This window comes from Mesorhizobium sp. M0904, assembly GCF_040319475.1.
GTDB lineage: Bacteria > Pseudomonadota > Alphaproteobacteria > Rhizobiales > Rhizobiaceae > Mesorhizobium.
In genome coordinates this window covers 39,858-63,448 of record NZ_JAMYOC010000004.1, presented here as the reverse complement: position 1 = coordinate 63,448, position 23,591 = coordinate 39,858, and the positions used below count along the sequence as shown (strand labels likewise).

22 protein-coding genes and 1 riboswitch are annotated in these 23,591 nt (G+C 61.9%); of the genes, 13 read left to right on the top strand and 9 right to left on the bottom strand.

All coding sequences use genetic code 11. The annotated features are described in order from the left end of the window. Positions 1-241 precede the first annotated feature (241 nt). Complete coding sequence (locus NKH80_RS05960; protein WP_352990212.1) at positions 242-652, top strand: tellurite resistance TerB family protein; 411 nt, start codon at positions 242-244, stop codon at positions 650-652. 8 nt (positions 653-660) lie between these two features. On the opposite strand, the gene NKH80_RS05955 is transcribed toward NKH80_RS05960, so the two are convergent. Continuing rightward, positions 661-1,512 carry an ABC transporter substrate-binding protein gene (locus tag NKH80_RS05955; RefSeq protein WP_352702291.1) on the bottom strand — a complete coding sequence of 284 codons (852 nt, stop codon included), beginning with the start codon at positions 1,510-1,512 and terminating at the stop codon, positions 661-663. A 271-nt stretch (positions 1,513-1,783) separates the two neighbouring features. Here NKH80_RS05955 and NKH80_RS05950 point away from each other — a divergent pair, with 271 nt between their 5' ends. The 3 genes from NKH80_RS05950 (at position 1,784) to NKH80_RS05940 (ending at position 4,016) form a co-directional block, all read left to right on the top strand. Next, complete coding sequence (locus NKH80_RS05950) at positions 1,784-2,515, top strand: helix-turn-helix transcriptional regulator (protein WP_254816321.1); 732 nt, start codon at positions 1,784-1,786, stop codon at positions 2,513-2,515. A gap of 97 nt (positions 2,516-2,612) precedes the next feature. Continuing rightward, positions 2,613-3,251: an acyl-homoserine-lactone synthase gene (locus tag NKH80_RS05945; protein ID WP_023677342.1), complete on the top strand. Its 639-nt coding sequence runs from the start codon at positions 2,613-2,615 to the stop codon at positions 3,249-3,251. Between the two features lie 15 nt (positions 3,252-3,266). Continuing rightward, entirely contained in the window at positions 3,267-4,016 is a 750-nt protein-coding gene (locus NKH80_RS05940) for an enoyl-CoA hydratase-related protein (RefSeq protein WP_352702289.1), read from the top strand. A gap of 24 nt (positions 4,017-4,040) precedes the next feature. On the opposite strand, the gene ppk2 is transcribed toward NKH80_RS05940, so the two are convergent. Next, positions 4,041-4,943: a polyphosphate kinase 2 gene (gene ppk2, locus NKH80_RS05935; RefSeq protein WP_352506183.1), complete on the bottom strand. Its 903-nt coding sequence runs from the start codon at positions 4,941-4,943 to the stop codon at positions 4,041-4,043. A gap of 213 nt (positions 4,944-5,156) precedes the next feature. Between ppk2 and NKH80_RS05930 the strand changes: the two genes are divergently transcribed. From NKH80_RS05930 to NKH80_RS05920, 3 genes are all read left to right on the top strand, one after another. Further along, positions 5,157-6,422: a sensor histidine kinase gene (locus NKH80_RS05930; RefSeq protein ID WP_352644327.1), complete on the top strand. Its 1,266-nt coding sequence runs from the start codon at positions 5,157-5,159 to the stop codon at positions 6,420-6,422. A gap of 116 nt (positions 6,423-6,538) precedes the next feature. Beyond that, positions 6,539-7,264, top strand: a complete 726-nt coding sequence (gene phoU / locus NKH80_RS05925) for a phosphate signaling complex protein PhoU (RefSeq protein WP_352990208.1) — start codon at positions 6,539-6,541, stop codon at positions 7,262-7,264. Between the two features lie 117 nt (positions 7,265-7,381). Continuing rightward, on the top strand, positions 7,382-8,389 hold the full coding sequence (locus tag NKH80_RS05920; protein WP_023677347.1) for a magnesium and cobalt transport protein CorA: 1,008 nt from the start codon (positions 7,382-7,384) through the stop codon (positions 8,387-8,389). 124 nt (positions 8,390-8,513) lie between these two features. Here the strand turns inward: NKH80_RS05920 and NKH80_RS05915 are convergent, their stop codons facing one another. After that, positions 8,514-9,038, bottom strand: coding sequence for a GcrA family cell cycle regulator (locus tag NKH80_RS05915; RefSeq protein ID WP_352475925.1), 525 nt, complete (start codon positions 9,036-9,038; stop codon positions 8,514-8,516). A 355-nt stretch (positions 9,039-9,393) separates the two neighbouring features. On the opposite strand from NKH80_RS05915, the gene NKH80_RS05910 reads away from it, so the two are divergent. The 3 genes from NKH80_RS05910 (at position 9,394) to NKH80_RS05900 (ending at position 12,677) form a co-directional block, all read left to right on the top strand. Continuing rightward, a complete protein-coding gene (locus tag NKH80_RS05910; protein WP_023677349.1) occupies positions 9,394-10,593 on the top strand; it encodes an aspartate aminotransferase family protein in 1,200 nt (399 codons plus the stop codon). A gap of 14 nt (positions 10,594-10,607) precedes the next feature. Then, positions 10,608-11,519 carry an ornithine carbamoyltransferase gene (argF, locus tag NKH80_RS05905; RefSeq protein WP_254816329.1) on the top strand — a complete coding sequence of 304 codons (912 nt, stop codon included), beginning with the start codon at positions 10,608-10,610 and terminating at the stop codon, positions 11,517-11,519. A 147-nt stretch (positions 11,520-11,666) separates the two neighbouring features. After that, positions 11,667-12,677 carry an Hsp33 family molecular chaperone gene (locus NKH80_RS05900; RefSeq protein ID WP_352738432.1) on the top strand — a complete coding sequence of 337 codons (1,011 nt, stop codon included), beginning with the start codon at positions 11,667-11,669 and terminating at the stop codon, positions 12,675-12,677. Positions 12,678-12,683: 6 nt separating this feature from the next. On the opposite strand, the gene apaG is transcribed toward NKH80_RS05900, so the two are convergent. Then, positions 12,684-13,076: a Co2+/Mg2+ efflux facilitator ApaG/CorD gene (gene apaG / locus NKH80_RS05895; RefSeq protein WP_254816331.1), complete on the bottom strand. Its 393-nt coding sequence runs from the start codon at positions 13,074-13,076 to the stop codon at positions 12,684-12,686. A gap of 228 nt (positions 13,077-13,304) precedes the next feature. Between apaG and NKH80_RS05890 the strand changes: the two genes are divergently transcribed. Beyond that, positions 13,305-14,453 carry a ceramide glucosyltransferase gene (locus tag NKH80_RS05890; protein WP_352990205.1) on the top strand — a complete coding sequence of 383 codons (1,149 nt, stop codon included), beginning with the start codon at positions 13,305-13,307 and terminating at the stop codon, positions 14,451-14,453. 35 nt (positions 14,454-14,488) lie between these two features. On the opposite strand, the gene NKH80_RS05885 is transcribed toward NKH80_RS05890, so the two are convergent. Continuing rightward, positions 14,489-15,679, bottom strand: coding sequence for an O-succinylhomoserine sulfhydrylase (locus NKH80_RS05885; protein ID WP_254816333.1), 1,191 nt, complete (start codon positions 15,677-15,679; stop codon positions 14,489-14,491). 70 nt (positions 15,680-15,749) lie between these two features. Next, positions 15,750-15,827: riboswitch (SAM riboswitch) on the bottom strand. Positions 15,828-15,962: 135 nt separating this feature from the next. On the opposite strand from NKH80_RS05885, the gene NKH80_RS05880 reads away from it, so the two are divergent. Next, positions 15,963-17,057 carry a 2'-deoxycytidine 5'-triphosphate deaminase gene (locus NKH80_RS05880; protein WP_352990202.1) on the top strand — a complete coding sequence of 365 codons (1,095 nt, stop codon included), beginning with the start codon at positions 15,963-15,965 and terminating at the stop codon, positions 17,055-17,057. A 55-nt stretch (positions 17,058-17,112) separates the two neighbouring features. Here the strand turns inward: NKH80_RS05880 and araD1 are convergent, their stop codons facing one another. The 4 genes from araD1 to chvE form a co-directional block, all read right to left on the bottom strand. Beyond that, positions 17,113-18,105 carry an AraD1 family protein gene (araD1, locus tag NKH80_RS05875; protein WP_023719489.1) on the bottom strand — a complete coding sequence of 331 codons (993 nt, stop codon included), beginning with the start codon at positions 18,103-18,105 and terminating at the stop codon, positions 17,113-17,115. A gap of 183 nt (positions 18,106-18,288) precedes the next feature. Beyond that, positions 18,289-19,581 carry a multiple monosaccharide ABC transporter permease gene (gene mmsB / locus NKH80_RS05870; protein ID WP_292659525.1) on the bottom strand — a complete coding sequence of 431 codons (1,293 nt, stop codon included), beginning with the start codon at positions 19,579-19,581 and terminating at the stop codon, positions 18,289-18,291. Further along, a complete protein-coding gene (gene mmsA / locus NKH80_RS05865; RefSeq protein ID WP_023719487.1) occupies positions 19,578-21,110 on the bottom strand; it encodes a multiple monosaccharide ABC transporter ATP-binding protein in 1,533 nt (510 codons plus the stop codon). The genes mmsB and mmsA overlap by 4 nt, the downstream gene beginning before the upstream one ends. 99 nt (positions 21,111-21,209) lie before the next feature. Beyond that, positions 21,210-22,274 carry a multiple monosaccharide ABC transporter substrate-binding protein gene (gene chvE / locus NKH80_RS05860; RefSeq protein WP_023719486.1) on the bottom strand — a complete coding sequence of 355 codons (1,065 nt, stop codon included), beginning with the start codon at positions 22,272-22,274 and terminating at the stop codon, positions 21,210-21,212. Positions 22,275-22,590: 316 nt separating this feature from the next. On the opposite strand from chvE, the gene NKH80_RS05855 reads away from it, so the two are divergent. Continuing rightward, complete coding sequence (locus tag NKH80_RS05855) at positions 22,591-23,580, top strand: LysR family transcriptional regulator (protein WP_352482475.1); 990 nt, start codon at positions 22,591-22,593, stop codon at positions 23,578-23,580. The last annotated feature ends 11 nt before the right edge of the window (positions 23,581-23,591 follow it).

Genomic DNA, 23,591 nt, shown 5'->3' with positions numbered 1-23,591 from the left:
ATTCCTGCAACTTGCCGGCATCCATGCCGGCAGCCGCATGCTCTAGACCATGATCCCGAAAAGTGGAACCTGGTTTCAGGGCAGGACCGCGATCAGGCAAGAAGATTGAGAGCTCCCGTCCCAATTAGTCGGGATGGATCAAATTCCAAAGCGTGACCGGAGCGCCAACGATCGCCGCTCTTTTTCCTTGCCGCGCCGGTCTCTCATTCCTAACTTCGGGACCCATCTCAAGGAGTTCTAAATGCCATTGTCGCCACACGAAGCCATGATCTACCTGATGGTCATCACTTCGGCGTCGGACCGCGACATGACCGACATCGAACTGGCGCGGATCGGTGACGTCGTTCGATCCTGGCCGGTGTTTGAGGATTTCAATCAGGAGCGGCTGGTCGATGTCGCCCAGGCCTGCCAGGAAATGCTGCAGGAAAAGGACGGGCTGGAGGGCGTCCTGGCGCGTGTCGCCGAGGCGCTGCCCGAACGGCTGCGTGACACCGCCTATGCGGCCGCCTTCGAGGTTGCGGCCGTCGATCTCGAAATGCGCCTGGAGGAGGTGCGCGTGCTGCAGCTCGTCCGCCGGGAACTCGATCTCGATGCGCTGACGGTCGCCGCCATCGCGCGAGCCGCCAAGGCGCGCCTTCGCATGCTGACCTGAGCCGGCAGTCAGAAAAAGCTGACCGGAAAATAGCGAAGATAGAACTCGGCGAACGTACCTTTCACCGAAATTTCCTGCAGCGCGTAGTCGAATGCGGCGGCCAGTGCCGGATCGTCGGCCCTGGTGGCGATCGCCATGCCCGAGCCAAGGTATTCGGGCGCCAGATAGGGGCCGCCGGCAAAGCGGCAACAGCCAGCCGCATCGGAGCCGCCGAGCCAGAAGGCGAAACGCATGCCGTCGCCGAAGGCGGCGTCGATCTTGCCGGCTTTCAGCCTGCCATAAAGCTCCTCCGGCGTTGCGAAGGGGACGATTTGGACGTCGCCGAAATAAGTGCGCAGCATCCGCTCATGCGCGGAATCGGCTATCACGCCGACACGTTTGCTGCGCAGCCTGTCGAACATTGGTTCGGTCAGCGCCTGTGTCTTCAGCATGATGAAGCGTGCCGGAAATTGCAGGTAGGGGCGTGAGAATGCGTATTTCGACCGCGACTCCGGCGTCGCGGCGATGCCGGCAATGATCGCTTCGCCTTCGCCTTTCCCGAGCGCACCTTCGAGCTCGGCCCAGGGCAGCGCCTGGATCTGGCATTTTTCGGCAATGCCGAGCTCGGCGCAGATGGCGCGCGCCAGGTCGACATGGAAGCCCGACAGCCGGCCTGCCCCATCGAGGAAATTGAACGGCGGGAAATCCGTGGTGGTCAGGAATCGCAGCCGCGGCAGCATAGAAAGGTCCGGCTTTGGCAGCCGCTCCTTGGCGTCCCAAAACACCGGCACCTGCGGCTCCGCGGCGAGCGCATCAGCCGCAAGCGATTGCGCTCCGATCAATATCGAGATCAATGAAATGGATATGCGCCGAAACGCCACGCAACGACTCCGTCCGGTCTTGCCCCGACTTTAGTACGAAATAACACAGTTTTTTGTACGAAAATAACACAGGCACAACGGTTTTTGGTTTCATCGTGACGATTTAGGGATATTGTTTAGTGAGTTTGCAAATGACTGTGTGATGCCGGCTGAAGAGGAGCGGTAGGCCGCACAAAGGGAGCAGCTTTGCAGTCCGGGGTTGATGGCATAGTGCGGGTTGATCGCTGCCATTGGTCTCAAGAGCGGAAGGCAACATGGGGTAGATGTTGCGATGGGTCATTTCGATCGTACCCTGGAGTTGATAGATCAGTTGCAGCACGCCGGTACAGCGGCCGCCGTCTGCGAAAAGCTGCTGGGGGTAACAAGCGGGTTCGGGCTGACGGCGCTGATGGCCGGGACGGTTCCGCAACCCGGCACGCCGAGAAATCGGCAAAAGGACCATGTGTTGCTTTGCGACTGGCCGGCCGAATGGCTTGAGCGCTACGTTGCGCGCAACTATGTCGATCACGACCCAGTCGTCAGTCACATGAAGCAGCTTCAAGCGCCATTCCAGTGGCGGGAAGCGTCTCAGGGCATCCGTATCGGCAAGAGCGGCGGCGATGTCATGGGTGACGCCGGTGAATTCAAGCTGCGCGACGGATTGGCCTTCCCGCTGATCACGCTCGATGGCCAGATCGTCATGGTGTCGCTAGGCGGCGAGGCTGTCGAATTGTCGGGCGCCGAATTCGGGCTTGTGTCGCTGGTCTCGACTTATGCGATTGGCCGCGCCATGCAGCTCCACACCATGGCGGGCAAAACCATCGACCATGTCGAATTGACGCCGCGTGAGCGCGAATGCTTGCAATGGGCCGCCGTTGGGAAGTCCGAATGGGAGATTTCACAAATTCTCGGCATTTCTGAACACACGTCAGAGAAACACCTTCTTAACGCCAAAAGCAAACTCGGTGCCGTCAACCGGGTCCAGGCCGTCGCGGAAGCGATAAGGCGCGGCTATATTAACTAGGTCGGCCGCGCCGGCCTAGAAATTCTTGCCTACGCGATCGCGTAATTTTTTCGGGGAAGCACGGCCGTATCTTCCTATTGAAACTAGGAGACGGCAAATGCTTTTTTCCCTCACGACCCAGGAATTGATGGAACGGCCCGACCTCTGGGAGGCAGTTCATCGTTTGCGTTACAGAGTTTTCGTCGAAGAGATGGGATGGACCGATCTGCAGCGCCCCGACGGCCTCGAGATCGATCAATTCGACCACGACGAGGCAGTGCACCAGATCGTCATCCGCAATGGCGAGCTCGCCGGTTACCAGCGGATGTTGCCGACGACTCGGGCACATCTTCTAACCGATGTGCTGGCGGACCTTTATGAGGGAACCCCACCGTCGGGCCCGAATGTCTATGAACTGACCCGCTATGCGGTTGCACCGGGGTTCCGCGACGGCCGGCGCGGCGTGTCGACGGTCGGCACGGAGCTGATCGCCGGCTTCGTCGAGTGGGGTCTGAAGCGCAACGTCAACCAGGTTATCATCGAATTCGAGCCGATGTGGGTGCTTCGCGCGCTGCAGCTGCATTTCCTGGCAACGCCGCTCGGTTACCAGCGTACCTATGGCAACCAGCAGGTGGTTGCCACACTGCTCACCTTCAACGAGCACACGCTCGACGTGGTGCGTTCGCGCCGCAACCACTTTGCGCCGGTGCTGGCCAGAGGGTACCCGGACATGCTCGGACAGAGACGCGCCTCGTGAGATTGGAGAGAGGCCATGAATGTTCATTCAAAAGCAGAATTCCGCAATCACACGCTGATCGTCACGGTATCGTCGGGTGACGGCCGCCCGGTGCTGGACAGGCTGGCCTATGAAAGCCTGGCCAGGACATTCCATGAAGCCGCTGCCGACGACGACGTCCGCGTCGTGGTCCTGCGCGGTCTGGCCGGGTGCTTCTGCCTCGGCGCCGATTTCTCCGAATTTCTCGACGCCACCAAACATCGGCGACTGATCGACGCCGTTACCGATATGTTTCGCACGCTGGCGACATTCCCGAAACCGGTCCTTGCCTGTGTCGACGGCGACGCCGTCGGCGTCGGCTGCACCATCCTGTTCCACTGCGACATGGTGATCGCCTCGAGCAAGAGCACGTTTCGGGTGCCGTTCGTCGATTTCGGCCTGGTGCCGGACGCGGCGACCAGCATCCTGGCGCCGCAGAAGCTCGGCTATGCCGGGGCGTTCCGCTTCTTCTGCCTGGGCGACACGCTCGCCGCCGAAGATGCCAGGGCACTGGGCCTTGTCGGCGAGATCGTGACGGACGCCAGCGTCGAGGAAGCCACGTTGGCAAGAGCCAGGCAACTCGCCAAGAAGCCTGTCGCGGCGCTGCAGCAGACGCGCGACCTGCTTAGGGGCGACACCGGCGCGCTCTGCGACCGCATCGACCAGGAGATCTCCCTTTTCCAGCAGGCGCTGCAGGACGACACTACGCTGAAGCGACTGCAGCGGATTGCCCGGCTGGCGGCATGACAGCCGCGTATCGATGAGGTGAGCTTATTTTTCGAGGAAAGTCGGCCCTTCGCCGATGATCTTCTTGTCCACCTTACCGATGACGTCGAGATCGCGGCCGTCATAGGGAAGCGACAGGAGAATGCGCTGCATGACGGCCAGCCGCGCGCGCCGCTTGTCGTTCGCCCGCACAATGATCCAGGGCGCGAACTCCTTGTGCGTGCGTTCCACCATCAGGTCGCGCGCCTTGGTGTAGTCGTCCCATTTGGTGATGCCGGCGATGTCGATCGGCGAAAACTTCCAGCTCTTCAGCGGGCTCCAGCGACGGTCGTGGAACCGCTCGAGCTGTGTTTCCCGGCCGATGTTCAGCCAGAATTTGAAGAAATGGATGCCTTCGTTGCGGATCATCCGCTCGAAATGCGGAACCTCGTCCAGAAATTGCTCGTGCTGCTCGGGCGTGCAGAATCCCATCACCGGTTCAACACCGGCGCGGTTGTACCAGGAGCGGTCGAAGGTGACGAATTCGCCCGACGTCGGGAAGTGGTCGACGTAACGCTGGAAGTACCATTGTCCAAGCTCGGTGGGTGTTGGCTTGGTCAGCGCCACGTTGCGCGCCGTGCGAGGGTTCAGATACTGGCGCAAAACGAAGATCGTGCCGCCCTTGCCGGCAGCGTCGCGCCCCTCAAACAGCGACATTACCCGCTTGCCTGTCGACTGCAGCCACGCCTGCGCCTTGACCAGCTCGATCTGCAGCTTCTCTAACCTCTCGTCATACTCCTCGCCCTTCATTTTCTTGTCGTAAGGGTAGCCGCCGGCGGTGAGCTTGCGGTCCTCGATCCAGTCGGGAAGCGTCGGAGCCTCGATGTCGAACTCCCGCTCCTTGCCGTAGATCATGATCTTCAGCGGCCCCGATGAAGCTGCAGTGGGGCTTTCTTTGGCGTTTTTCATCGAGACGAACCTTTCCAGCCTCCGGACTCATGCTATTGGAAGCCTTACGGCATCGGCCCGAAAATCGGAATCGATTTTCGGAAAGAACGATGCAGCAGATAATGCGGTAGAGCGTCCTTTGTGCGCCCAATTGGACGCACGGCGCTCTAGCGTCGGTCCAGCAGGAAGTTATTGAGCGTTGGCCGCACACGGAGCGCAGGCGACGGAGCGCAAATGGCCGATATCGGCACAGAGCGGAAAGGCAGGGCGCAAGCCGTCGCCATGCGGCTGTGGAACAGCCGCTGGCTGCTAGCGGCCGGCTTCGTTGCGGTTCTGATCGTTTATGGTTTTGCCGGCATGTCTGGCTATGTGGTGCTGCTGGCAGGCGCCGTGCTGGTTGCCGCGGCAATACTGCCGGCCGGCGTCGCCCGTCAATCGACCGAAAATGCCGCGGCCGTCGAGGCGAGCGGCTTGCAACAACTTTCCGGCGAATATCTCGCGGCAGCGGTTGCCGATCCGCTGATCATTTTCGATCGTTCCGCCGCCATCGTCCATGCCAACGCCGCCGCCTTTGCAGCCTTTGGCGGGATTGCCCCCGGCATGTCGCTGTCGCTGAAATTCCGCGCGCCGGAAATGCAGTCCTTGCTGGATAATATCTTGGCAGGCAACGTCGCCTCGGACAGCGTCGACTATGTTGAAAGGCTGCCGGTCGAACGAGCCTATCGGGTGAGCGCGTCTTCTGTGGGTCACGCCACGGATCTCTACGTGCTGGTGTTCAAGGACCAGAGCGAAGCGCGCCGGATCGACAGAATGCGCGCCGACTTCATTGCCAATGCCAGCCACGAGCTACGCACGCCTCTCGCCTCGATTGCCGGCTTCATCGAGACGCTGCGCGGGCCGGCCCGCAACGACCCTGCGGCACGCGAGCAGTTCCTGCAGATCATGCAGAACCAGACCAGCCGCATGGCGCGCCTCATCGACGACCTTCTGTCGCTGTCACGGCTGGAGATGAAGCCCTATCTCAAGCTGGGAACCGAGGTCGATCTGCGCCAGGCCATCGACAGCGTCATCGATTCGCTTGGGCCGCTCGCCAAGGAAAACGGCGTCGTCATCGAGCGTGATTTCGCGGAAGGGCCGCTCGCCGTGCCCGGCGATCGGGACGAGCTTTTCCAGGTCTTCGAAAACCTGCTGGAAAACGCCTGCAAATATGGTCAGTCGGGCGGACGCGTCGTGGTGTCGATCACGCGCAGCGACAGCGATACCGAACCGGGGATCGACGTCACTATCAGGGATTTCGGCCCCGGCATTCCCGAAGAACACATCCCGCGCATCACCGAGCGCTTCTACCGCGTCGACGTCGAGAACAGCCGGACCCAGAAGGGCACCGGCCTTGGCCTGTCCATCGTCAAGCATATCCTGACCCGGCACAACGCCAGGCTCTCCATCTGGTCGGAAGTCGGCAAGGGTGCGGCGTTCACCGTCCATTTGCCGGCTCGCTGACGCAGTACTATCTCTAGCCCATGATGGGCCGTTTCTTTTTTCTGTCATCCGGCTAGCGTATTAGCGGGGATTCGAGGAGCGACTCAACCACAAGATCCCGGGAAGGCATTTGGTCCATGCAGTCCGTGCACATCGTCAGCGCCTATGACGAGGAGCTGAAATATCTGTCGAAGCGCATCGCGGCGATGGGCGGGCATGCCGAGCGCATGGTCGAGCAGGCCGTCGCGGCACTGGTCAATGCGGATCCGGGACTTGCCCAGAAAGTCATTCGAGACGACCTGGTTCTGGATGAGGGGCAGCGCGAGATCGACGATAAGGCGATCATCATCATCGCCAAGCGCCAGCCGATGGCGACGGATCTGCGCGAGATCGTCGGTGCGATCCGCATCTCGGCGGACCTCGAACGGGTAGGCGACCTCGGCAAGAACGTCGCCAAGCGAGTGGTTGCTGTCGCTGATGGGCGCCAGCCGAGCAGCCTGTTCCGCGGCCTCGAGGCTTTGGCTAATCTGGCGCTGACACAGCTCAAGGAAGTACTCGACGTCTACGCATCGCGGTCAGTGGAAAAAATCGGTTTCGTGCGCGACCGCGACGACCAGATCGATGCCATGTACACCTCGCTGTTTCGCGAGTTGCTGACTTACATGATGGAAGACCCACGCAACATCACGCCCTGCACGCATCTCCTATTTTGCGCCAAGAACATCGAGCGCATCGGCGACCACGCCACCAACATCGCCGAGACGATCTACTATATCGTCACCGGCGACCAGATGCCGGCCGATCGTCGGAAGGGCGACAAGACGGACAAGATTATTCTTCCCGCAACGCAACCAGCGAAATGAGTGTCTCTCGATACTAATGCGAATTTCGGATTCGCCACCTGACAGAAAATTGCGCTAAGCTTTCGACGCGCTGACTTCTCAGTTCCGCGATGAAGGCCCCGCCTCCAGGAGGCTGCGATGGAATATGTCCGCGAGTTTGCTCCTGCGCCGCCGATGTCGGGTATAATCGCTTGCGGCGTCTATACGGCTGGGCGGCGCATCGCCGACATTCCGATCGAGGAAGCCGGCGAATGGGCCGGGAAGCCGGGCCACGTGGTCTGGATCGGACTGCTGGAGCCCGACCGCAATTTGTTACTGCGCGTCCAGGCGCAATTTCATCTGCATGAGCTGGCGATCGAGGACGCCGAGCATCCGCACCAACGGCCGAAGATCGAGCAATATGGCGATGCCCTGTTCATCGTTGCCCGCACGGCGCAGTTGATCGACAGCCGTGTCACCTTCGGCGAGACGCATCTGTTCGTCGGCGCCGGCTATATCGTCAGCGTCAGGCATGGCCCGTCGACCTCCTACGCCGCCGTTCGCCAGCACTGGGAAAGCTGTCCGCATTCCCTCGCCAAGGGCGAGGATTTCGTCCTCTACGCCATTCTCGATTTCATCGTCGACAACTACATGCCCGTGCTCGAGCAGATCGAAAACGAGGTCGAGGCGATCGAGGACAAGGTTCTGCTGAAACCGATGACCGGCTCCGATATCGAGCGGCTTTACATGCTGCGCCGCGATCTCTTGCGCCTGCGCAACGCTGCTCTGCCGCTGGTGGAGGTCTGCCGGCGGCTGACCAGCGCCGATCTGCCGCAAATCCACACAGCCATGCATCCGCTGTTTCGCGACGTCACCGACCATATCCGCACTGTCCAGGAAAAGATCGACAGCCTGCGTGAGGTTCTCGCTTTCGCCTTCGAGGCGAGCCTTCTGGTCGGTCAAAGCCAGGAGACGGCGATTTCCAAGAAGCTTGCCTCATGGGCGGCCATCTTGGCCGTGCCCACGGCATTCGCCGGCATTTACGGCATGAATTTCAGCGACATGCCGGAACTGAGGATGGAATATGGCTACCCGGCCGTCCTGGCGGCAATTGCCCTGATCTGCACGTTTCTTTACTGGCGGTTTCGCAAGAATGGGTGGCTGTAAGGGTAAGGGAATAGGCAGTAGCCAGTAGGGAATAGGCAATACGGAAGTGGGTTGTTGGCGAAACGATCCTTGTGAAGCGCTATCTTCCCCTACTGCCTACTGCCTACTCCCCACTGCCTATCGCCTATCTATGCCGCCGCCGCTCCGATGCTGGCTGAAACGCCACGCGGGCGTGGTACTTGCAGTAAGGGCCGGTTTCGGCGGCGTCGTTGCCGCAGAAATGGAAATCTTCCGAGAGCGGATCGCCATTCGGCCATTTGCAGGTGCGCTCGTTCAGCTCGACGAGTTGCAGATGCCGCGAGATTGGCACGACGACGTTCTCGACCGGGCGGATATAGTGGCGCGCTACCGGTTCGGCATCGAACTGCGCCTTGAGCGCGGTCGCACCGATCGACATCGACGTGGTGGCATGGCGCGTGGCGCTTGCTGCCCGGGACACCGATTTCTGGATCGTCGATCCCTGTACCGTCTTCTTCTGGCGTGCCGGTGAGGCGGTCGTGCGTCCGCGACCGGACAGTTTCAGCCGGTGCACTTTGCCGATGACGGCATTGCGGCTGACCCCGCCAAGCTGTGCGGCGATCTGGCTGGCGCTGAGGCCCTCCGACCACAATTTTCTGAGAAGTTCGACTCGCTCGTCAGTCCAGTTCATGAGACCGCGCTCCTGCTGAAACGTGCGGCAATCGGAATCCATTCCCGACCCGGCTTCTGCCGGGCAGACACCACATATATCGGGTGATTAGGTCCGCCGCACGAAATCTAGTTATTTCTCTACTACAATTACCTTATGCGCTGACTCGGTGACAAGAGTCCCAAGGCCAACACGAATCGGTTTTTTCGGTTTTCCCCAACTTGCCCGGTCGCTTATGAGCCGGCGTTATGCTGGAGGGCTTGCCGCACGTCCTTGCGCGACCTTTTCGTTGACTTCACGGCCGAAAAACACGATAAGCCACAAGGGCCGCCGCTTTGGCGGCTTTTTGATTTTTCCGGTTCCGGAGACGCATATAATGAGCGGTTCGGCGCTTTTCGAGACCTTTGTTCGCGCACCCCTGGCTTTCGACCACGGTGAAGGCACCTGGCTGGTCACCGATAAGGGCGAGCGATATCTCGATTTCGCCGGCGGGATCGCCGTCAATTCATTGGGCTACAGCCATCCGCATCTGGTCGCGGCCCTCACCGAGCAGGCCGCCAAGCTCTGGCACGTCTCCAATCTGTACGAGATTCCGGGACAGAGCCGGCTCGGCGAGCGGCTGGCCGACGCCAGCTTCGCCGACAAGGTGTTCTTCACCAATTCCGGCGCAGAGGCGCTCGAATGCGCCATCAAGACGGCACGGCGCTACCACTTCGTCAAGGGCCATCCCGAGCGATACCGCACAATCACCTTCGAAGGCGCCTTCCACGGCCGTACCCTGGCGACCATCGCCGCCGGGGGCCAGTACAAATACCTGGAAGGTTTCGGCCCCAAGGTCGACGGCTTCGACCAGGTCGGCTTCGACGATGTGGATGCCGCCGAAAAGGCGATCACACCTGAAACCGCGGCGATCCTGATCGAGCCGGTGCAAGGCGAGGGCGGCATCAGGCAAGTGCCGACGCAATCGCTGAAGCGGCTCAGGCAGCTCTGCGATCAGCACGGACTGCTTCTGATTTTCGACGAGGTCCAATGCGGCGTCGGCCGCACCGGAAAGCTGTTCGCGCATGAATGGGCGGGCGTCACCCCCGACCTGATGGCGGTGGCCAAGGGCATCGGCGGCGGCTTCCCGATGGGTGCCTGCCTCGCCACCGACGAGGCGGCGGTCGGCATGACCGCCGGCGTGCACGGCACCACCTTCGGCGGCAATCCGCTGGCGATGGCGGTCGGCAACGCCGTGCTCGACGTGGTGCTGGAAGACGGCTTTCTCGAGGACGTCCGGCGCAAGGCGCTGCTGTTGAAGCAGGGGCTTGCCGGTGTCGCCGACGAATTTCCGGATGTTATCGAAAGCATCAGGGGCACCGGCCTGATGCTTGGGCTTAAATGCGCGATGCCCAACACCAAGGTCACGGTGGCACTGCGTGACCAGCATCTCTTGACGGTTCCGGCCGGCGACAACGTTATCCGCCTGCTGCCGCCTCTCACCGTCACCGACGCCGAGATCCACGAGGCGCTCGAGCGCATTCGTGCCGGCGCCAAGAGCCTGGCGGATGCCATCGTCGCTGCCGCTGCGAAGTAATCCTGGAATTCCTGATGTCCCTTCGCCATTTTACCGATCTTTCTGCCGTTTCCGAAGGCGATCTGCGCTTCATGCTCGACGACGCAGCTGTGCGAAAGGCAAGGCTCAAGGCCGGAGAACGCAGCAAGCCGCTCGAAGGCAAGGTGCTGGCGATGATCTTCGACAAGCCGTCGACGCGCACGCGCGTATCGTTCGACGTCGGCATGCGGCAGTTGGGTGGCGAGACGATCATGCTGACCGGCACCGAGATGCAGCTTGGCCGCTCGGAGACCATTGCCGACACGGCCAAGGTGCTGTCGCGCTATGTCGATGCCATCATGATCCGCACCACCTCGCATGACCGGCTGCTGGAACTGACGGAAAACGCTACGGTCCCCGTCATCAACGGGCTGACCGACGAGACCCATCCCTGCCAGCTGATGGCCGACATCATGACCTTCGAAGAGCACCGCGGTCCGGTGGCCGGCAAGACGATCGCCTGGACCGGCGACGGCAACAACGTGCTGCATTCGCTCCTGGAGGCATCTGCGCGGTTCCATTTCAAGCTGAACGTCGCCGTGCCCGAGGGCAGCGAACCGGCTCAGAAGCATGTCGACTGGTCGAAAGCCAATGGCGGCAAGCTGAAATTCACCCGCTCGCCCGAGGAGGCCGTTCACGAGGCCGACTGCATCGTCACCGACTGCTGGGTGTCAATGGGCCAGGAGCACCGTGCCCGCGGCCACAATGTCTTCCTGCCCTATCAGGTCAATGCGGCACTGATGGCGAAAGCCAAGCCGGACGCGCTGTTCATGCACTGTCTGCCGGCACATCGCGGTGAGGAGGTTACCGACGAGGTCATCGACGGACCGCATTCTGTGGTGTTCGATGAGGCCGAGAACCGGCTCCATGCCCAGAAGGCGGTCCTGGCCTGGTGCCTGGGCGCTTGATACGGGCCGCGATGATCCGGGCCGGCCTGATCTGCGCCGCCTTGATCCGGGAGTGGGTGGTGCCTATCTCAGGCGCATCACGCAAATCGAGCGCGTCTCGTCGCATGCGCCCCGGAGGGCGGCATCGCCGCGCCCCGGAGCTTTGTCATGTTGGAAACTCATCAATTGGCTGAACATAAACCCAAGCTCGGCGAATTCGGCTACGCCGGCGATGATCATGTCGTGCCGTTCGAGGTCGGCCCGCTCGACGTGCGCGGGCGCACCGTCCAGCTCGGGCCGATGCTCGACGCCATTCTCAGCCGCCACGACTATCCCGAGCCGGTCGCCCGGCTCCTGGCCGAAGCCTGTGTGCTGACGGTACTGCTCGGAACTTCGCTGAAATTCGAGGGCAAGTTCATTCTGCAGACCCGCACCGATGGGCCGGTCGACATGCTGGTCGCCGATTTCTCCACGCCGCACGCGCTGCGCGCTTATGCCCGCTTCGATGCCGACCGGCTGCAGGCTTTGACTTCGGCCGGCGAGACGTCACCGCAGACGCTGATCGGCAGCGGTGTCCTGGCGCTGACCATCGACCAGGGCGCTCACACGCAGCGCTACCAGGGCATCGTCCAGCTCGACGGCGTCACACTTGAAGATGCCGCACGCACCTATTTCCGCCAGTCGGAGCAGATTCCGACCGACCTCCGCCTTTCGGTTGCCAAGCTTCTGACGCCCGGCGTCGGCGGTGCCCGCGAGCAATGGCGGGCCGGTGGCCTGCTGGCACAATTCCTGCCGCAGTCGGCGGAGCGTATGCGCGTACCCGACCTTCCCGGGGGCGACGGCGATCCGCGTGAGGAAATCCACGACCCGACCGACAATTCCTGGCAGGAGCTGCTGGCGCTGCTTGGTACTATTGAACCGACCGAGCTGATCGATCCGACGATCGGCGCCGAACGGCTGCTTTACCGGCTTTTCCACGAGCATGGCGTCCGCGTGTTCGGCGGCGTGCCGGTCGCCGACCAGTGCTCATGCTCGAGGGAGAAGATCCGCGGCATTCTCGAAGGCTTTTCCGCCGAGGAGATCAGAGACAGCACCGAGGATGGCAGCATTCACGTCGCCTGCGAATTCTGCTCGAAGCGATATGACTTCGACCCGGCGGAGTTTGCAGCGGCTGGATGACGGCGGTCAATTGACGGTGCGCCGCGTGCCCGGCAAATCGAGCGAGAAGGCGGGGATGGCGACGTCGAACGTCTCGCCCCGCTTGTTGCGCATTGTGTAGTGCCCGACCATGATGCCGGACGGGGTCGAGAGCGGGCATCCAGACGTATACTGATAGCTGTCGCCGGGGTTGAGTCCGGGTTGCTCGCCGACGACCCCGGGGCCGCGCACTTCCTCGACTTTGCCGGTACCGTCGGTAATGTGCCAGTAGCGTGACAGAAGCTGCACGAACTCATCCGACTGATTGTCGATGGTCACCTGGTAGCCCCAGACATAGCGGTTTTGCGGCGGATCGGAGTGATCCTCCAGATAGAACGGCCTGACCTGCACTTCGATGTTGCGGGTGACGGCGCTGTACATAAACTGCTCCAAAGCAATGTAGATGGAACTTTCGATGCTCAGCGCAGTTTGGTCAACGATGCGCAGCATCTTCTTGCCCGATCTCAAGCGCAGGTGCCGAAAAACAATGTCATTTGAGTGACACATGACAATGATGGTGTGCAGGCTTGTGCCGGACGACTCAGCGTTCTGTCGAATTGTTGAAAACGGCTGTCATGCGGCCGGCATTTCTGGAGTGACCAGATCTCGATGGAACCGACATTCGCAGCCGCCCTCCTTTCCATAGCCCTCCTTCTTTCAAATCTCGCCAGCATCCTGTTAGCTTCGCAGAAGCTGAAGCGACCAGCCAGTATTGCGCCGCCCAACGCGCCGCCGGTATCGATCGTCATCCCGGCGCGCGGCGTCGAGCCGTTTGCCGAAGAGACGCTGGAGCGCGCCTTCTCACTCGACTGGCCGCGCTACGAACTCATCTTCTGTGTCGCCCATGCCGACGACCCGGTGGTCAAGCCGATCACTGCCGCAATGGCGCGCTTTCCAGCTATTCGCGCCCGCCTTCTGGTCGGTGACGACCGCATCAGCGGCAATCCAAAACTCAACAATTGCGTGAAGGGTTGGGAGGCGGCGCGTTATCGCTGGGTCATCCTTGCCGATTCCAATGTGCTTATGTCGAGCGACTACGTCCAGCACCTGATGGCGGCGTGGCGGCATGACACCGGCCTCGTCTGCTCGACGCCAATCGGCTCGCGGCCGGACGGGTTCTGGGGGGAGGTCGAATGCGCCTTTCTCAACACGCTGCAGGCACGCTGGCAGTACGCTGGAGAGGCGCTCGGCCTCGGCTTCGCCCAGGGCAAGAGCATGTTGTGGAACAAGCCGATGCTCGATGCCAATGGCGGCATCCGCGCGCTTGCCGCCGAGATCGCCGAGGACGCCGCCGCGACCAAGCTGGTCAACGGGCTCGGACTGCGAGTCAATCTTGTCGCCTCTCCCTTCGAACAGCCGCTCGGCCGGCGCACGCTTGGCGAGATCTGGTCGCGGCAGGCGCGCTGGGCGCGGCTGCGCCGCGTCACCTTTGCACTGTTCTTTGCCCCCGAAATCCTGATCGGCGCGGCACCGCCGCTAGTGCTTGCACTGATCGCCGCGGCTGACGCCGGCGTCAGCCTGCCGGCAACCGCCATCGCCGTGCTGGTCGCGGCCTACCTGCCGGAATGCGCCTTGGCCTCGACCAAGGGATGGCACCTGTCGCCGCGCACGATCCCGGCGATGATGGCACGAGACCTGATGCTTCCCGTCGTTTGGGCGCGCGGATGGCTGAGCGGCGCCATCGACTGGCGCGGCAACGTGATGACTATCCAGACGAAGACTGTCGCGGAGCTGGAAGAGACCCCGTCCGGCGCCTGATCGGCACGTCCCCGCTGCCTCTGTTCGGCCAGCCCTTATCCGGCAACTCTCAGTGCCTGCTCGATGTCTTCGAGCAGGTCGTCGGCGTCCTCAAGGCCGACTGACAGCCTGAGCGTTCCCGGTCCGATGCCGAGCTCGGCGCGGGCTTCATCAGTCAAGTTCTTGTGTGTGGTCGTCGCCGGATGGGTGATCAGGCTCTTGGCGTCGCCGAGATTGTTGGAAATCAGCACGACGTCGAGTGTGTTCTGGAAGGCAAAGGCCGCCTGCTTGCCGCCCTTCACATCGAAGCAAATCAGCGTCGAGCCGCCCGACATCTGCTTCTTGACCACGGCCGCTTGCGGGTGGTCGGCGCGGCCGGGATAGATGACGCGGGCGATTTGCGGGCGCTCGGCCAGGAAATCCGCGATGCGGCCGGCACTTTCCGTCTGCTGGCGTACGCGTAGCGGCAGCGTCTCCAGGCCTTTCAGCAGCGTCCAGGCATTGAAGGGCGAGAGGCTGGGGCCGGTGTGGCGGAAATAGTCATGCAGGTTCTCGTCGATCCATTTCTTGTCCGACAGAACGATGCCGCCAAGACAACGCCCCTGGCCGTCAATATGCTTCGTGGCCGAATAGACGACGATGTGGGCGCCGAGCTGCAGGGGTTTCTGCTGCAAGGGCGTAGCGAAGACATTATCGACGATCAGCCTGGCGCCGATCGAATTGGCAAGTGCCGCCACGGCGGCAATGTCGACTACCTCCAGCGTTGGATTGGTAGGGCTTTCCAGGAAAAACAGTTTGGTGTTTGGCTTGACCGCCTTTTCCCAATTGGCGATGTCGGTGCCGTCGACCAGCGTTGCCTCAATGCCGTATTTCGGCGCCAGCGTCTCGATCACCCAGCGGCAGGAGCCGAACAGCGCGCGCGCCGCCACGATATGGTCGCCCGCCTTGGCGCTACACAGCAGTGCTGCCGTCACCGCCGCCATGCCGGATGCCGTGGCGCGCGCGTCCTCGGCTCCTTCCAGCGCGCACATGCGTTTCTCAAACATGTCGACCGTCGGATTGGCATAGCGCGAATAGATGAAGCCCGGCTCCTCGCCCTTGAAGCGGGCCTCCGCCGCTTGCGCCGTCTCGTAGACATAGCCTTGGGTGAGATACATCGCCTCGGAGGTCTCGCCGAAGCCGGAACGCAGCGTCCCGGCATGCACGAGTGCGGTCTGAGGCTTCCAATCGCGCTTCTTGGTCATCATTCCATCCAAACACCAAAATTGGTCCAAACAACAAAAAACCGGCCGCGAAAGTCGCAACCGGTCCATATGGCCTTGCGGCCCGACGGTCCTTTAGCGACTTGTTTAACGTGGCTGCAAGCCGACCGGCCAAATCACCACGGGATAACGAGCTTTAGACCCGCGCCACGCTTGCGTCAATTGCCGGCATGATTAAGAGGGTTGTACCAAGCAGGTGCCAAAGGCGTCCACGGTCGGACCTGCGACAGAACAAGACCTCGCCCGGCCTTCGAACGGAGCCAGACCCTTGCGGCAGACAGGCATTCTTCCCGATCAGCATATTTCCGCGCTGTTCCAGACGGGCGCGCTGAAATCGCCGCGCATGCTCGATGCCGATCAGATCCAGCCGGCCAGCCTTGACCTCAGGCTCGGCGACAAGGCCTGGCGAGTGCGTGCTTCCTTCTTGCCCGGCCCGGACCACAGCGTTGTCGACAAGCTCGACCGGCTGAAGCTGCACGAGATCAACCTCGCCGGAGGTGCCGTGCTGGAAACCGGCTGCGTCTACATCGTGCCGCTGCTCGAAAGCCTGGCGCTGCCCGCCCATATTTCCGCCTCCGCCAACCCGAAAAGCTCGACTGGACGGCTCGATATCTTCACCCGGGTAATGACCGACCGTGGCCACGAGTTCGACAAGATCGCCGCCGGCTATGAAGGCCCGCTCTATCTGGAGGTCAGCCCGCGCACTTTCCCGATCATCGTGCGGACCGGCTCGCGGCTGTCGCAGATCAGGTTCCGCACCGGCAATGCGCTCTTGTCGGAAAGCGAGCTGCACGAGTTGCACCGCGCCGAAATGTTGGTCGCCACCGAACCACCCAACATCTCAGGCGGGGGAATCGCGCTGTCGATCGATCTCGACGGCGACAAGGACGGGCTGGTCGGCTATCGCGGCAAGCACCACACCGGCCTGGTCGACGTCGACAAGCGCGCCGCGCAGGATGTCGTCGATTTCTGGGAGCCGCTCTACAAGAGCGGTGCCGGCGAGCTGGTGCTCGATCCGGACGAATTCTATATTCTGGTGTCGCGCGAGGCGGTGCATGTGCCGCCACTCTACGCCGCCGAAATGACGCCTTTCGACCCGCTGGTCGGCGAGTTCCGCGTCCATTATGCCGGTTTCTTCGACCCGGGTTTCGGCCATTCGGCGTCGGGCGGCACCGGCAGCCGGGCGGTGCTCGAGGTGCGTAGCCACGAAGTGCCGTTCATCCTCGACCACGGCCAGATCGTCGGACGGTTGGTCTACGAGCATATGCTGAAACGGCCGCAGGCACTCTACGGCACAGATCTCGGCTCGAACTATCAGGCGCAGGGCCTGAAACTGTCCAAGCATTTCCGCGCCGCGCGATGAGTTTGGAACTGCCAATCTCCCCCACGAGGGGGGAGATCACGCTGTCATCGACGCCTCAAAGCGCCTTCACCGCCACCTTCACCGGCTGCTCGATTTCAAGCGGGTTGCGCAGCGGCAGGCCGAAATCCTGCGCCTCGATTTCGAATACGTCACCGGCCTCGGTCCTGATGCCGTCGGCGAAGGACAGCGTCGCCGTGCCGAACATGTGCACATGCACGTCGCCCGGCTGGCGGAAGGCCGAGTATTTGAAGTGGTGATGCTCGAGATTGCCAATGGTGTGCGACATGTTCGCCTCGCCCGACAGGAACGGCTTTTCCCAAAGCAGCTTGCCGTGGCGCAGGATGCGTGAAGCGCCGCGAATGTCGGACGGCAGGTCGCCGATCAGGATCTCCGGCCCGAACGAGGCGTTGCGCAGTTTCGAATGGGCGAGGAAGAGATAATTCACGCGCTCGGTGACGTGGTCGGAAAACTCGTTCGACAGCGTGAAGCCGACGCGGAACGGGGCGCCGTCGTCGCCGATCACATAGATTCCGGCGATTTCCGGCTCCTCGCCGGCATCCTGGGCGAAGGCGGGCGACATGAGCGCCGCGCCGGGCGCCACTGCCATGGTACCGTTGCCCTTGTAGAACCATTCGGGCTGCACGCCGATCTGGCCCTTCGCCGGCTTGCCGCCCTCCAGCCCCATGCGGAACATCTTCATGGAATCGGTCAGCTGTTCCTCGCCGCCATCGCTGAGCTTCTTGTGCATGGAATCGCGGGTCGCGGCGGAGCCGAGATGCGTCAGCCCGGTGCCGGTGAGATGGAGATGCGCCGGATCGGGATGGTTGATCGGCGACAGCAGCCGTCCCTTCTTGTAGGCTGCATCGAGATCGACGGTTTCGCCGAAGCCCTTGCGCTCGATCAGGGCGACAAGCCCGGTGCCGGTGCGCGCGGCTTCCATCGCCAGCGAATAGACGCTGCGGGCCCCGTTGATGACGCGGGTCTTGCCGCCGTTGCGGGCAACGACGCGGATCGTCTCGGCGTCGTCGAGGATCTGGGAGATCAGCATGGTAACCCTCTCTGAATTGCGGCCTGCCTTCTTGGCAAACCCTGCCCGGCGCGGCTCAGACCCTGTCCACGCCGCGGTTGAAATTCTTCGTCCGGATTGCGCTCGCGGGTCAGGTCCCTCGGGGGACTTCTTCGCGCCGCCCGGCAGCGCCGCGATGTGACCCGTATGCCTCCTGGTTGCCTCTCAAGCCTTGTTCTTGTTGTAGACGTCGAAGACGACGGCGCCGAGCAGCACCAGGCCTTTGACCACCTGCTGCCAGTCGACATTGACGCCCATGATCGACATGCCGTTGTTCATGACGCCCATAATGAAACCGCCGACCACCGCGCCGATGACCTGGCCGACGCCGCCCATCGCCGAAGCGCCACCGATGAACACTGCAGCGATGACGTCGAGCTCGCTGCCGAGGCCGGCCGCCGGCACAGCTTGCCCCAAGCGCGCTGCGATAATCAGGCCGCCGAGTGCCGACAGCACGCCCATATTGATGAACACCATCAACGTCAGCCGTTCGGTCTTGATGCCCGATAGCTGGGCTGCCTTGGCATTGCCGCCCATCGCATAGATGCGGCGGCCGATCGTCATGCGTTTGGTAACGAAGACGAACAACGCGATCAGCACGCCCATCACCATGAGAACGATGGGGAGGCCCCTATAGGTGGCGAATTGGTAAACGAGAAACAGCGCCAGCGCGCTGATCACCAGGGTCTTGACGACGAACAGCGAGAAGGGCTCGGCTTCGTAGCCATGCTTCTCGCGGGTGCGCCGTGCCCTGAGCCCGAAATAGGCATAGGCGAGCACGGCGACGAGGCCGATCACGATCGTCGTCAGGTGCAGCGTGAGGCCGCTGCCGACAATGGTTTTGCCGGCGGCGTTCACGGTTGGCGGTATCAGCGTCAATGGGCCGATCAGGTCCGGAATGAAGCCGGAACTGAGCGCCTTGAAGCCGACTGGAAGCGGCCCCACGGAAGACCCGCCACCAAGCAGCGCCTGGCAGATGCCGCGGAAGATCAGCATGCCCGCCAGCGTGACGATAAAGCTCGGTATTCGGTGATAGGCAATCCAGTAGCCTTGTGCCGCGCCGATCGCACCACCGACGATCAGGCAGATGATCGACACCACCAGCGGATTGCTCAATGGGCCAAGCGGCCAGATGACCATCATCATCGCCGCCAATGCGCCGATGAAGCCGGCGACGGAGCCGACGCTGAGATCGATGTGACCCGAAACGATCACCAGAAGCATGCCCAGCGCCATCACGATGATGAAGCTGTTCTGCTGCACGAGATTGCTGAGGTTCACCGGCTTGAACAGCGTTCCGGACGTGGTGAACTGGAAGAACACCATGATTGCGATCAACGCCAGCACCAACCCGTATTCGCGCAGATTGGTGACCAGCGCCGAGACGGCAATGCGAGGTCCCTGTTGTAGATCCTGGGCAACGCCGGTCTGCGGCCCGGGAGCGCTTTCGGTGCTCATGATGCTTTTCCTTCTCCGCGGACGATGGCGCGCATTATCTTTTCCTGGCTGGCGTCGCTTGCCGCCATTTCGCCGACGATGCGTCCTTCGTTCATGACGTAGATGCGGTCGGTGATGCCGAGCAGTTCGGGCATTTCCGACGAGATGACGATGATTGCCTTACCCTCGGAGGCGAGACGCGCGATGATCGTATAGATTTCATATTTGGCGCCGACGTCGATACCACGTGTCGGCTCGTCGAGGATCAGCACTTCCGGATTGGCGAACAGCCATTTCGACAGCACCACCTTCTGCTGATTGCCGCCAGAAAGGTTGCCGGTCATCTGGTAGACGCTCGAGGCGCGGATGTTGGTCCTGCCGCGATAATCGTTGGCGACCGAAAGCTCGCGCAAATCGTCGATCACGCCGTGGCGCGACACGCCGGGCAGGTTGGCCAGCGTGATGTTGTGCTTGATGTGGTCGATCAGGTTGAGACCGTAGGTCTTGCGGTCCTCGGTAACGTAGGCGATGCCGTGTTCCACCGCCTTGCTCACCGAAGAGACGTCGATCGGCTTGCCGTTTAGGAACACCTCGCCGGTTATGCGGCGGCCGTAGGACCGGCCGAACAGGCTCATGGCAAACTCGGTCCGGCCGGCGCCCATGAGCCCGGCAATGCCGACCACTTCGCCCTTGCGGGCGTTGAGGTTGATGCCCTTGATGACCTGCCGCTCGGCATGGATGGGATGGTAGACCGACCAGTTTTTCACTTCGAGAACGGTCTCACCGATCTTCGGCTCTCGCGGCGGGTAGCGGTCGTCGAGCGAACGGCCGACCATCGACGTGATGATGCGGTCCTCCGAGATGTCCTTCTTGGCCAACGTCTCGATGGTCCGGCCGTCACGGATGATCGTGACCTTGTCGGCGACCCGGTTCACCTCGTTGAGCTTGTGGGAGATCAGGATCGAAGTGATGCCCTGCCGCTTGAATTCGAGCAGCAGATCGAGCAGCGCCTGGCTGTCCTTTTCGGACAGGCTCGCCGTCGGCTCGTCCAGAATGAGCAGCTTCACTTCCTTGCTGAGCGCCTTGGCGATCTCGACCAGCTGCTGCTTGCCGACGCCGATATTGGTGATCAGCGTGTTGGGGTCTTCCTTGAGGCCGACCTTCTTGAGCAGGGCGCTGGTGCGCGTCTCGTTGGCATTCCAGTCGATGACGCCGTATTTGGCCTGCTCGTTGCCGAGAAATATGTTTTCGGCGATAGACAGCATCGGCACCAGCGCAAGCTCCTGGTGGATGATGACGATGCCCTTGCGCTCGCTGTCATGGATGCCTTTAAAATGGCACTCATCGCCGCGATAGATGATCTGGCCGTCATAGGTGCCGGACGGATACACACCCGACAGCACCTTCATCAGCGTCGACTTGCCGGCGCCGTTCTCGCCGACCACGGCATGGATCTCGCCTTCCTCGACCATGAGCTTGACGTTCGACAGCGCCTTGACGCCTGGAAACGTCTTGGTGATGTCGCGCATCTCCAAAATCGTCGATGCCATTGAGAATACCACTCCTGCGAGGTCCGCAAACAATACCGGGCTGGCTCGCCAACGAAAAGGGGCCCTGCCTGCGCAGGACCCCAGGCTTTGTAACCGCGATTACTTCAGTTCTTCGGCCTTGATGTAGCCGGAGTCGACCACCAGCGCCTGGTAGTTCGACTTGTCGACGTCATGCGGCGTCAACAGGATCGAGGGAACGACCTTGACGTCGTTGTTGTAGGTCGTGGTGTCGAGGCCTTCCGGCTTGCCGCCCGAGAGCACCTTGTCGACGAGTTCGACCGTCGCCTTGGCGAGTTCGCGGGTGTCCTTGAACACGGTCGAATACTGTTCGCCGGCAATGATCGCCTTGACCGAAGCGGTCTCGGCGTCCTGTCCGGTGACGATCGGCCATGGCTGATCGGCAGTGCCGTAGCCTACGGCACGCAGCGAAGCGATGATGCCGCGCGACAGGCCGTCATAGGGCGAGAGCACGCCATCGACGCGGCTGCCGTCCGAGTAGTTGGCGGAGAGCAGATTGTCCATGCGGGCCTGGGCGGTTGCCGCCAGCCAGCGCAGCGTGCCGACCTTGTCCATGCCCATCTGGCCGGACTTCACGACGAGGGTCTTGTCGTCGATCAGCGGCTGAAGAACCGACATGGCGCCGTTATAGAAGAAGAACGCATTGTTGTCGTCCGGCGAACCGCCGAACAGCTCGATGTTGAACGGACCCTTCTTCTCGGGATAGCCGAGGCCCTTGAGCAGCGATTTTGCCTGGATGACGCCGACGCCGAAATTGTCGAAGGTGGTGTAGTAATCGACATTTGGCGTCTTCTTGATCAGGCGGTCGTAAGCGACGACGACAACGCCGGCGTCATTGGCCTTCTGCAGCGCATCGCCCATCGTGGTGCCGTCGATCGAAGCGATGATCAGCGCCTTCGGTCCCTTGGTGATTTCGTTTTCCAGCTGGCTGAGCTGGTTCGGAATGTCGTCCTGCGCATATTGCAGGTCGACAGTGTAGCCCAAAGCCTCGAGCTGGGACTTGACGGCGTCGCCGTCGTTGATCCAGCGCTGCGAGGTCTTGGTGGGCATCAGCACGCCGACCAGGCCTTCGCCCGCCTGCGCCGGCAGCGTCATAGCGGCGATGCCTAGGGCCGCGACGGCGGCCAGTGTCTTGATAATCTTCACATTAACTCTCCCTGGTTGATGGACGCGTACCCTTGGGTTTCGTGGGCCGCGCAATCGTGCAGGAGCGCCAAAGGCGCCGCTGCCGTCATCGATCTCCGGTATCCTCCCAATCGGCCCCGAAACTCTGGGTTCAATCGATACGAGTTTTCTCTCGTCACCGATCGTCAAGTCTCAGGACGCGCGAAGGGTGTGTCGCTTTGCCATAACTGTCAAATGCGATCTTTGATGGTTGCTATATCGCGACTGATATGGCTTAGGCTAGTGACGACGCTGCCGGATCCAGCTGGGGCGCCGGGCGTAGGAGTAGGGAAAAATCATGGCGGCGCTGCGAAATCCTGGTGGAATATCAGCCGGTTACGATGAGATTCCGCGCGATGGCGGAACCCTGCTGCGCAGCGGCTTGAGCCTGCGTCACATGCGTATGATCGCAGCCCTCGACGAGCACGGCCGGGTGAGTGCCGCGGCCCAGGTCATGAACATCTCGCAGCCGGCGGCTTCGCGCATGATCGCCGAGATGGAGGCGGTGCTCGACGTCAAGCTCTGCGAAAGGCTGCCGCGTGGCATCACGCTGACGCCCTATGGCAAGGCGTTGGCACGGCGCGCGCGGTCGATCCTGCTCGAGATGCGCGAGGTCGACCGCGAGATCTTCGAGCTCAAGGCGGGCAAGGGCGGCTCGGTGTTCCTGGGCGCGGTCACGGCACCGGCGATCGAGCTGGCGGTGCCGGCGATCCGCGAGATCCGGCGCCTCTATCCGCGCATCGAAATCACCATGCAGGTCGAGACCTCGAACGTGCTGGCGCGCGAGCTGATCGCCTCTCGGCACGATTTCATCATCGCCCGCATCCCCGACGACCTCAATCCGCGGCTGTTCGAGGCCCGCGTCATCGGCGTCGAGAAGGCCTGCCTGATCGTGCGCCGCGGCCACCCGCTGACCAAGGGCAAGGCAGTGCGGTTGGAAGACACCGCCGCCTATGACTGGGTTTTCCAGTCGGGCGGCTCGCCGCTGCGCCAAGCCATGGAAAGCAACTTTTTGAACCGCAACATCGCGCTGCCGGATCGCATCCTCAACACCAGCTCGCTGTTACTGACTCTGGTCATGGTCGCGCAATCCGACGCGATCGCGCCGGTGTCGATCCAGGTCGCGAAGTTCATTCAGAACCCCGAAGGGCTCGACGGCGCCATCGACGTCGTCCAGACCGAGTTCGACATCGAGGTCAGGCCCTACAGCCTGATCACGGTAAAGAACCGCGCGCTGTCGCCGGCGGCCAAGATGCTGCACGATTTTATTTTGCGGGAGGTGGGCTGAGGATTGGAGCG

What these genes read in the sequence shown, in the direction of transcription:
- NKH80_RS05915 (WP_352475925.1), bottom strand. Translation starts at nt 9,038, where the DNA reads ATGAACTGGACTGACGAGCGAGTCGAACTTCTCAGAAAATTGTGGTCG.
- argF (WP_254816329.1), top strand. Translation starts at nt 10,608, where the DNA reads ATGTCCCTTCGCCATTTTACCGATCTTTCTGCCGTTTCCGAAGGCGAT.
- ppk2 (WP_352506183.1), bottom strand. Translation starts at nt 4,943, where the DNA reads ATGAAAAACGCCAAAGAAAGCCCCACTGCAGCTTCATCGGGGCCGCTG.
- NKH80_RS05855 (WP_352482475.1), top strand. Translation starts at nt 22,591, where the DNA reads ATGGCGGCGCTGCGAAATCCTGGTGGAATATCAGCCGGTTACGATGAG.
- NKH80_RS05910 (WP_023677349.1), top strand. Translation starts at nt 9,394, where the DNA reads ATGAGCGGTTCGGCGCTTTTCGAGACCTTTGTTCGCGCACCCCTGGCT.
- apaG (WP_254816331.1), bottom strand. Translation starts at nt 13,076, where the DNA reads ATGTACAGCGCCGTCACCCGCAACATCGAAGTGCAGGTCAGGCCGTTC.
- araD1 (WP_023719489.1), bottom strand. Translation starts at nt 18,105, where the DNA reads ATGCTGATCTCCCAGATCCTCGACGACGCCGAGACGATCCGCGTCGTT.
- mmsB (WP_292659525.1), bottom strand. Translation starts at nt 19,581, where the DNA reads ATGAGCACCGAAAGCGCTCCCGGGCCGCAGACCGGCGTTGCCCAGGAT.
- NKH80_RS05920 (WP_023677347.1), top strand. Translation starts at nt 7,382, where the DNA reads ATGGAATATGTCCGCGAGTTTGCTCCTGCGCCGCCGATGTCGGGTATA.
- NKH80_RS05960 (WP_352990212.1), top strand. Translation starts at nt 242, where the DNA reads ATGCCATTGTCGCCACACGAAGCCATGATCTACCTGATGGTCATCACT.
- NKH80_RS05890 (WP_352990205.1), top strand. Translation starts at nt 13,305, where the DNA reads ATGGAACCGACATTCGCAGCCGCCCTCCTTTCCATAGCCCTCCTTCTT.
- mmsA (WP_023719487.1), bottom strand. Translation starts at nt 21,110, where the DNA reads ATGGCATCGACGATTTTGGAGATGCGCGACATCACCAAGACGTTTCCA.
- NKH80_RS05945 (WP_023677342.1), top strand. Translation starts at nt 2,613, where the DNA reads ATGCTTTTTTCCCTCACGACCCAGGAATTGATGGAACGGCCCGACCTC.
- NKH80_RS05885 (WP_254816333.1), bottom strand. Translation starts at nt 15,679, where the DNA reads ATGATGACCAAGAAGCGCGATTGGAAGCCTCAGACCGCACTCGTGCAT.
- NKH80_RS05930 (WP_352644327.1), top strand. Translation starts at nt 5,157, where the DNA reads ATGGCCGATATCGGCACAGAGCGGAAAGGCAGGGCGCAAGCCGTCGCC.
- NKH80_RS05900 (WP_352738432.1), top strand. Translation starts at nt 11,667, where the DNA reads ATGTTGGAAACTCATCAATTGGCTGAACATAAACCCAAGCTCGGCGAA.
- phoU (WP_352990208.1), top strand. Translation starts at nt 6,539, where the DNA reads ATGCAGTCCGTGCACATCGTCAGCGCCTATGACGAGGAGCTGAAATAT.
- NKH80_RS05950 (WP_254816321.1), top strand. Translation starts at nt 1,784, where the DNA reads ATGGGTCATTTCGATCGTACCCTGGAGTTGATAGATCAGTTGCAGCAC.
- NKH80_RS05940 (WP_352702289.1), top strand. Translation starts at nt 3,267, where the DNA reads ATGAATGTTCATTCAAAAGCAGAATTCCGCAATCACACGCTGATCGTC.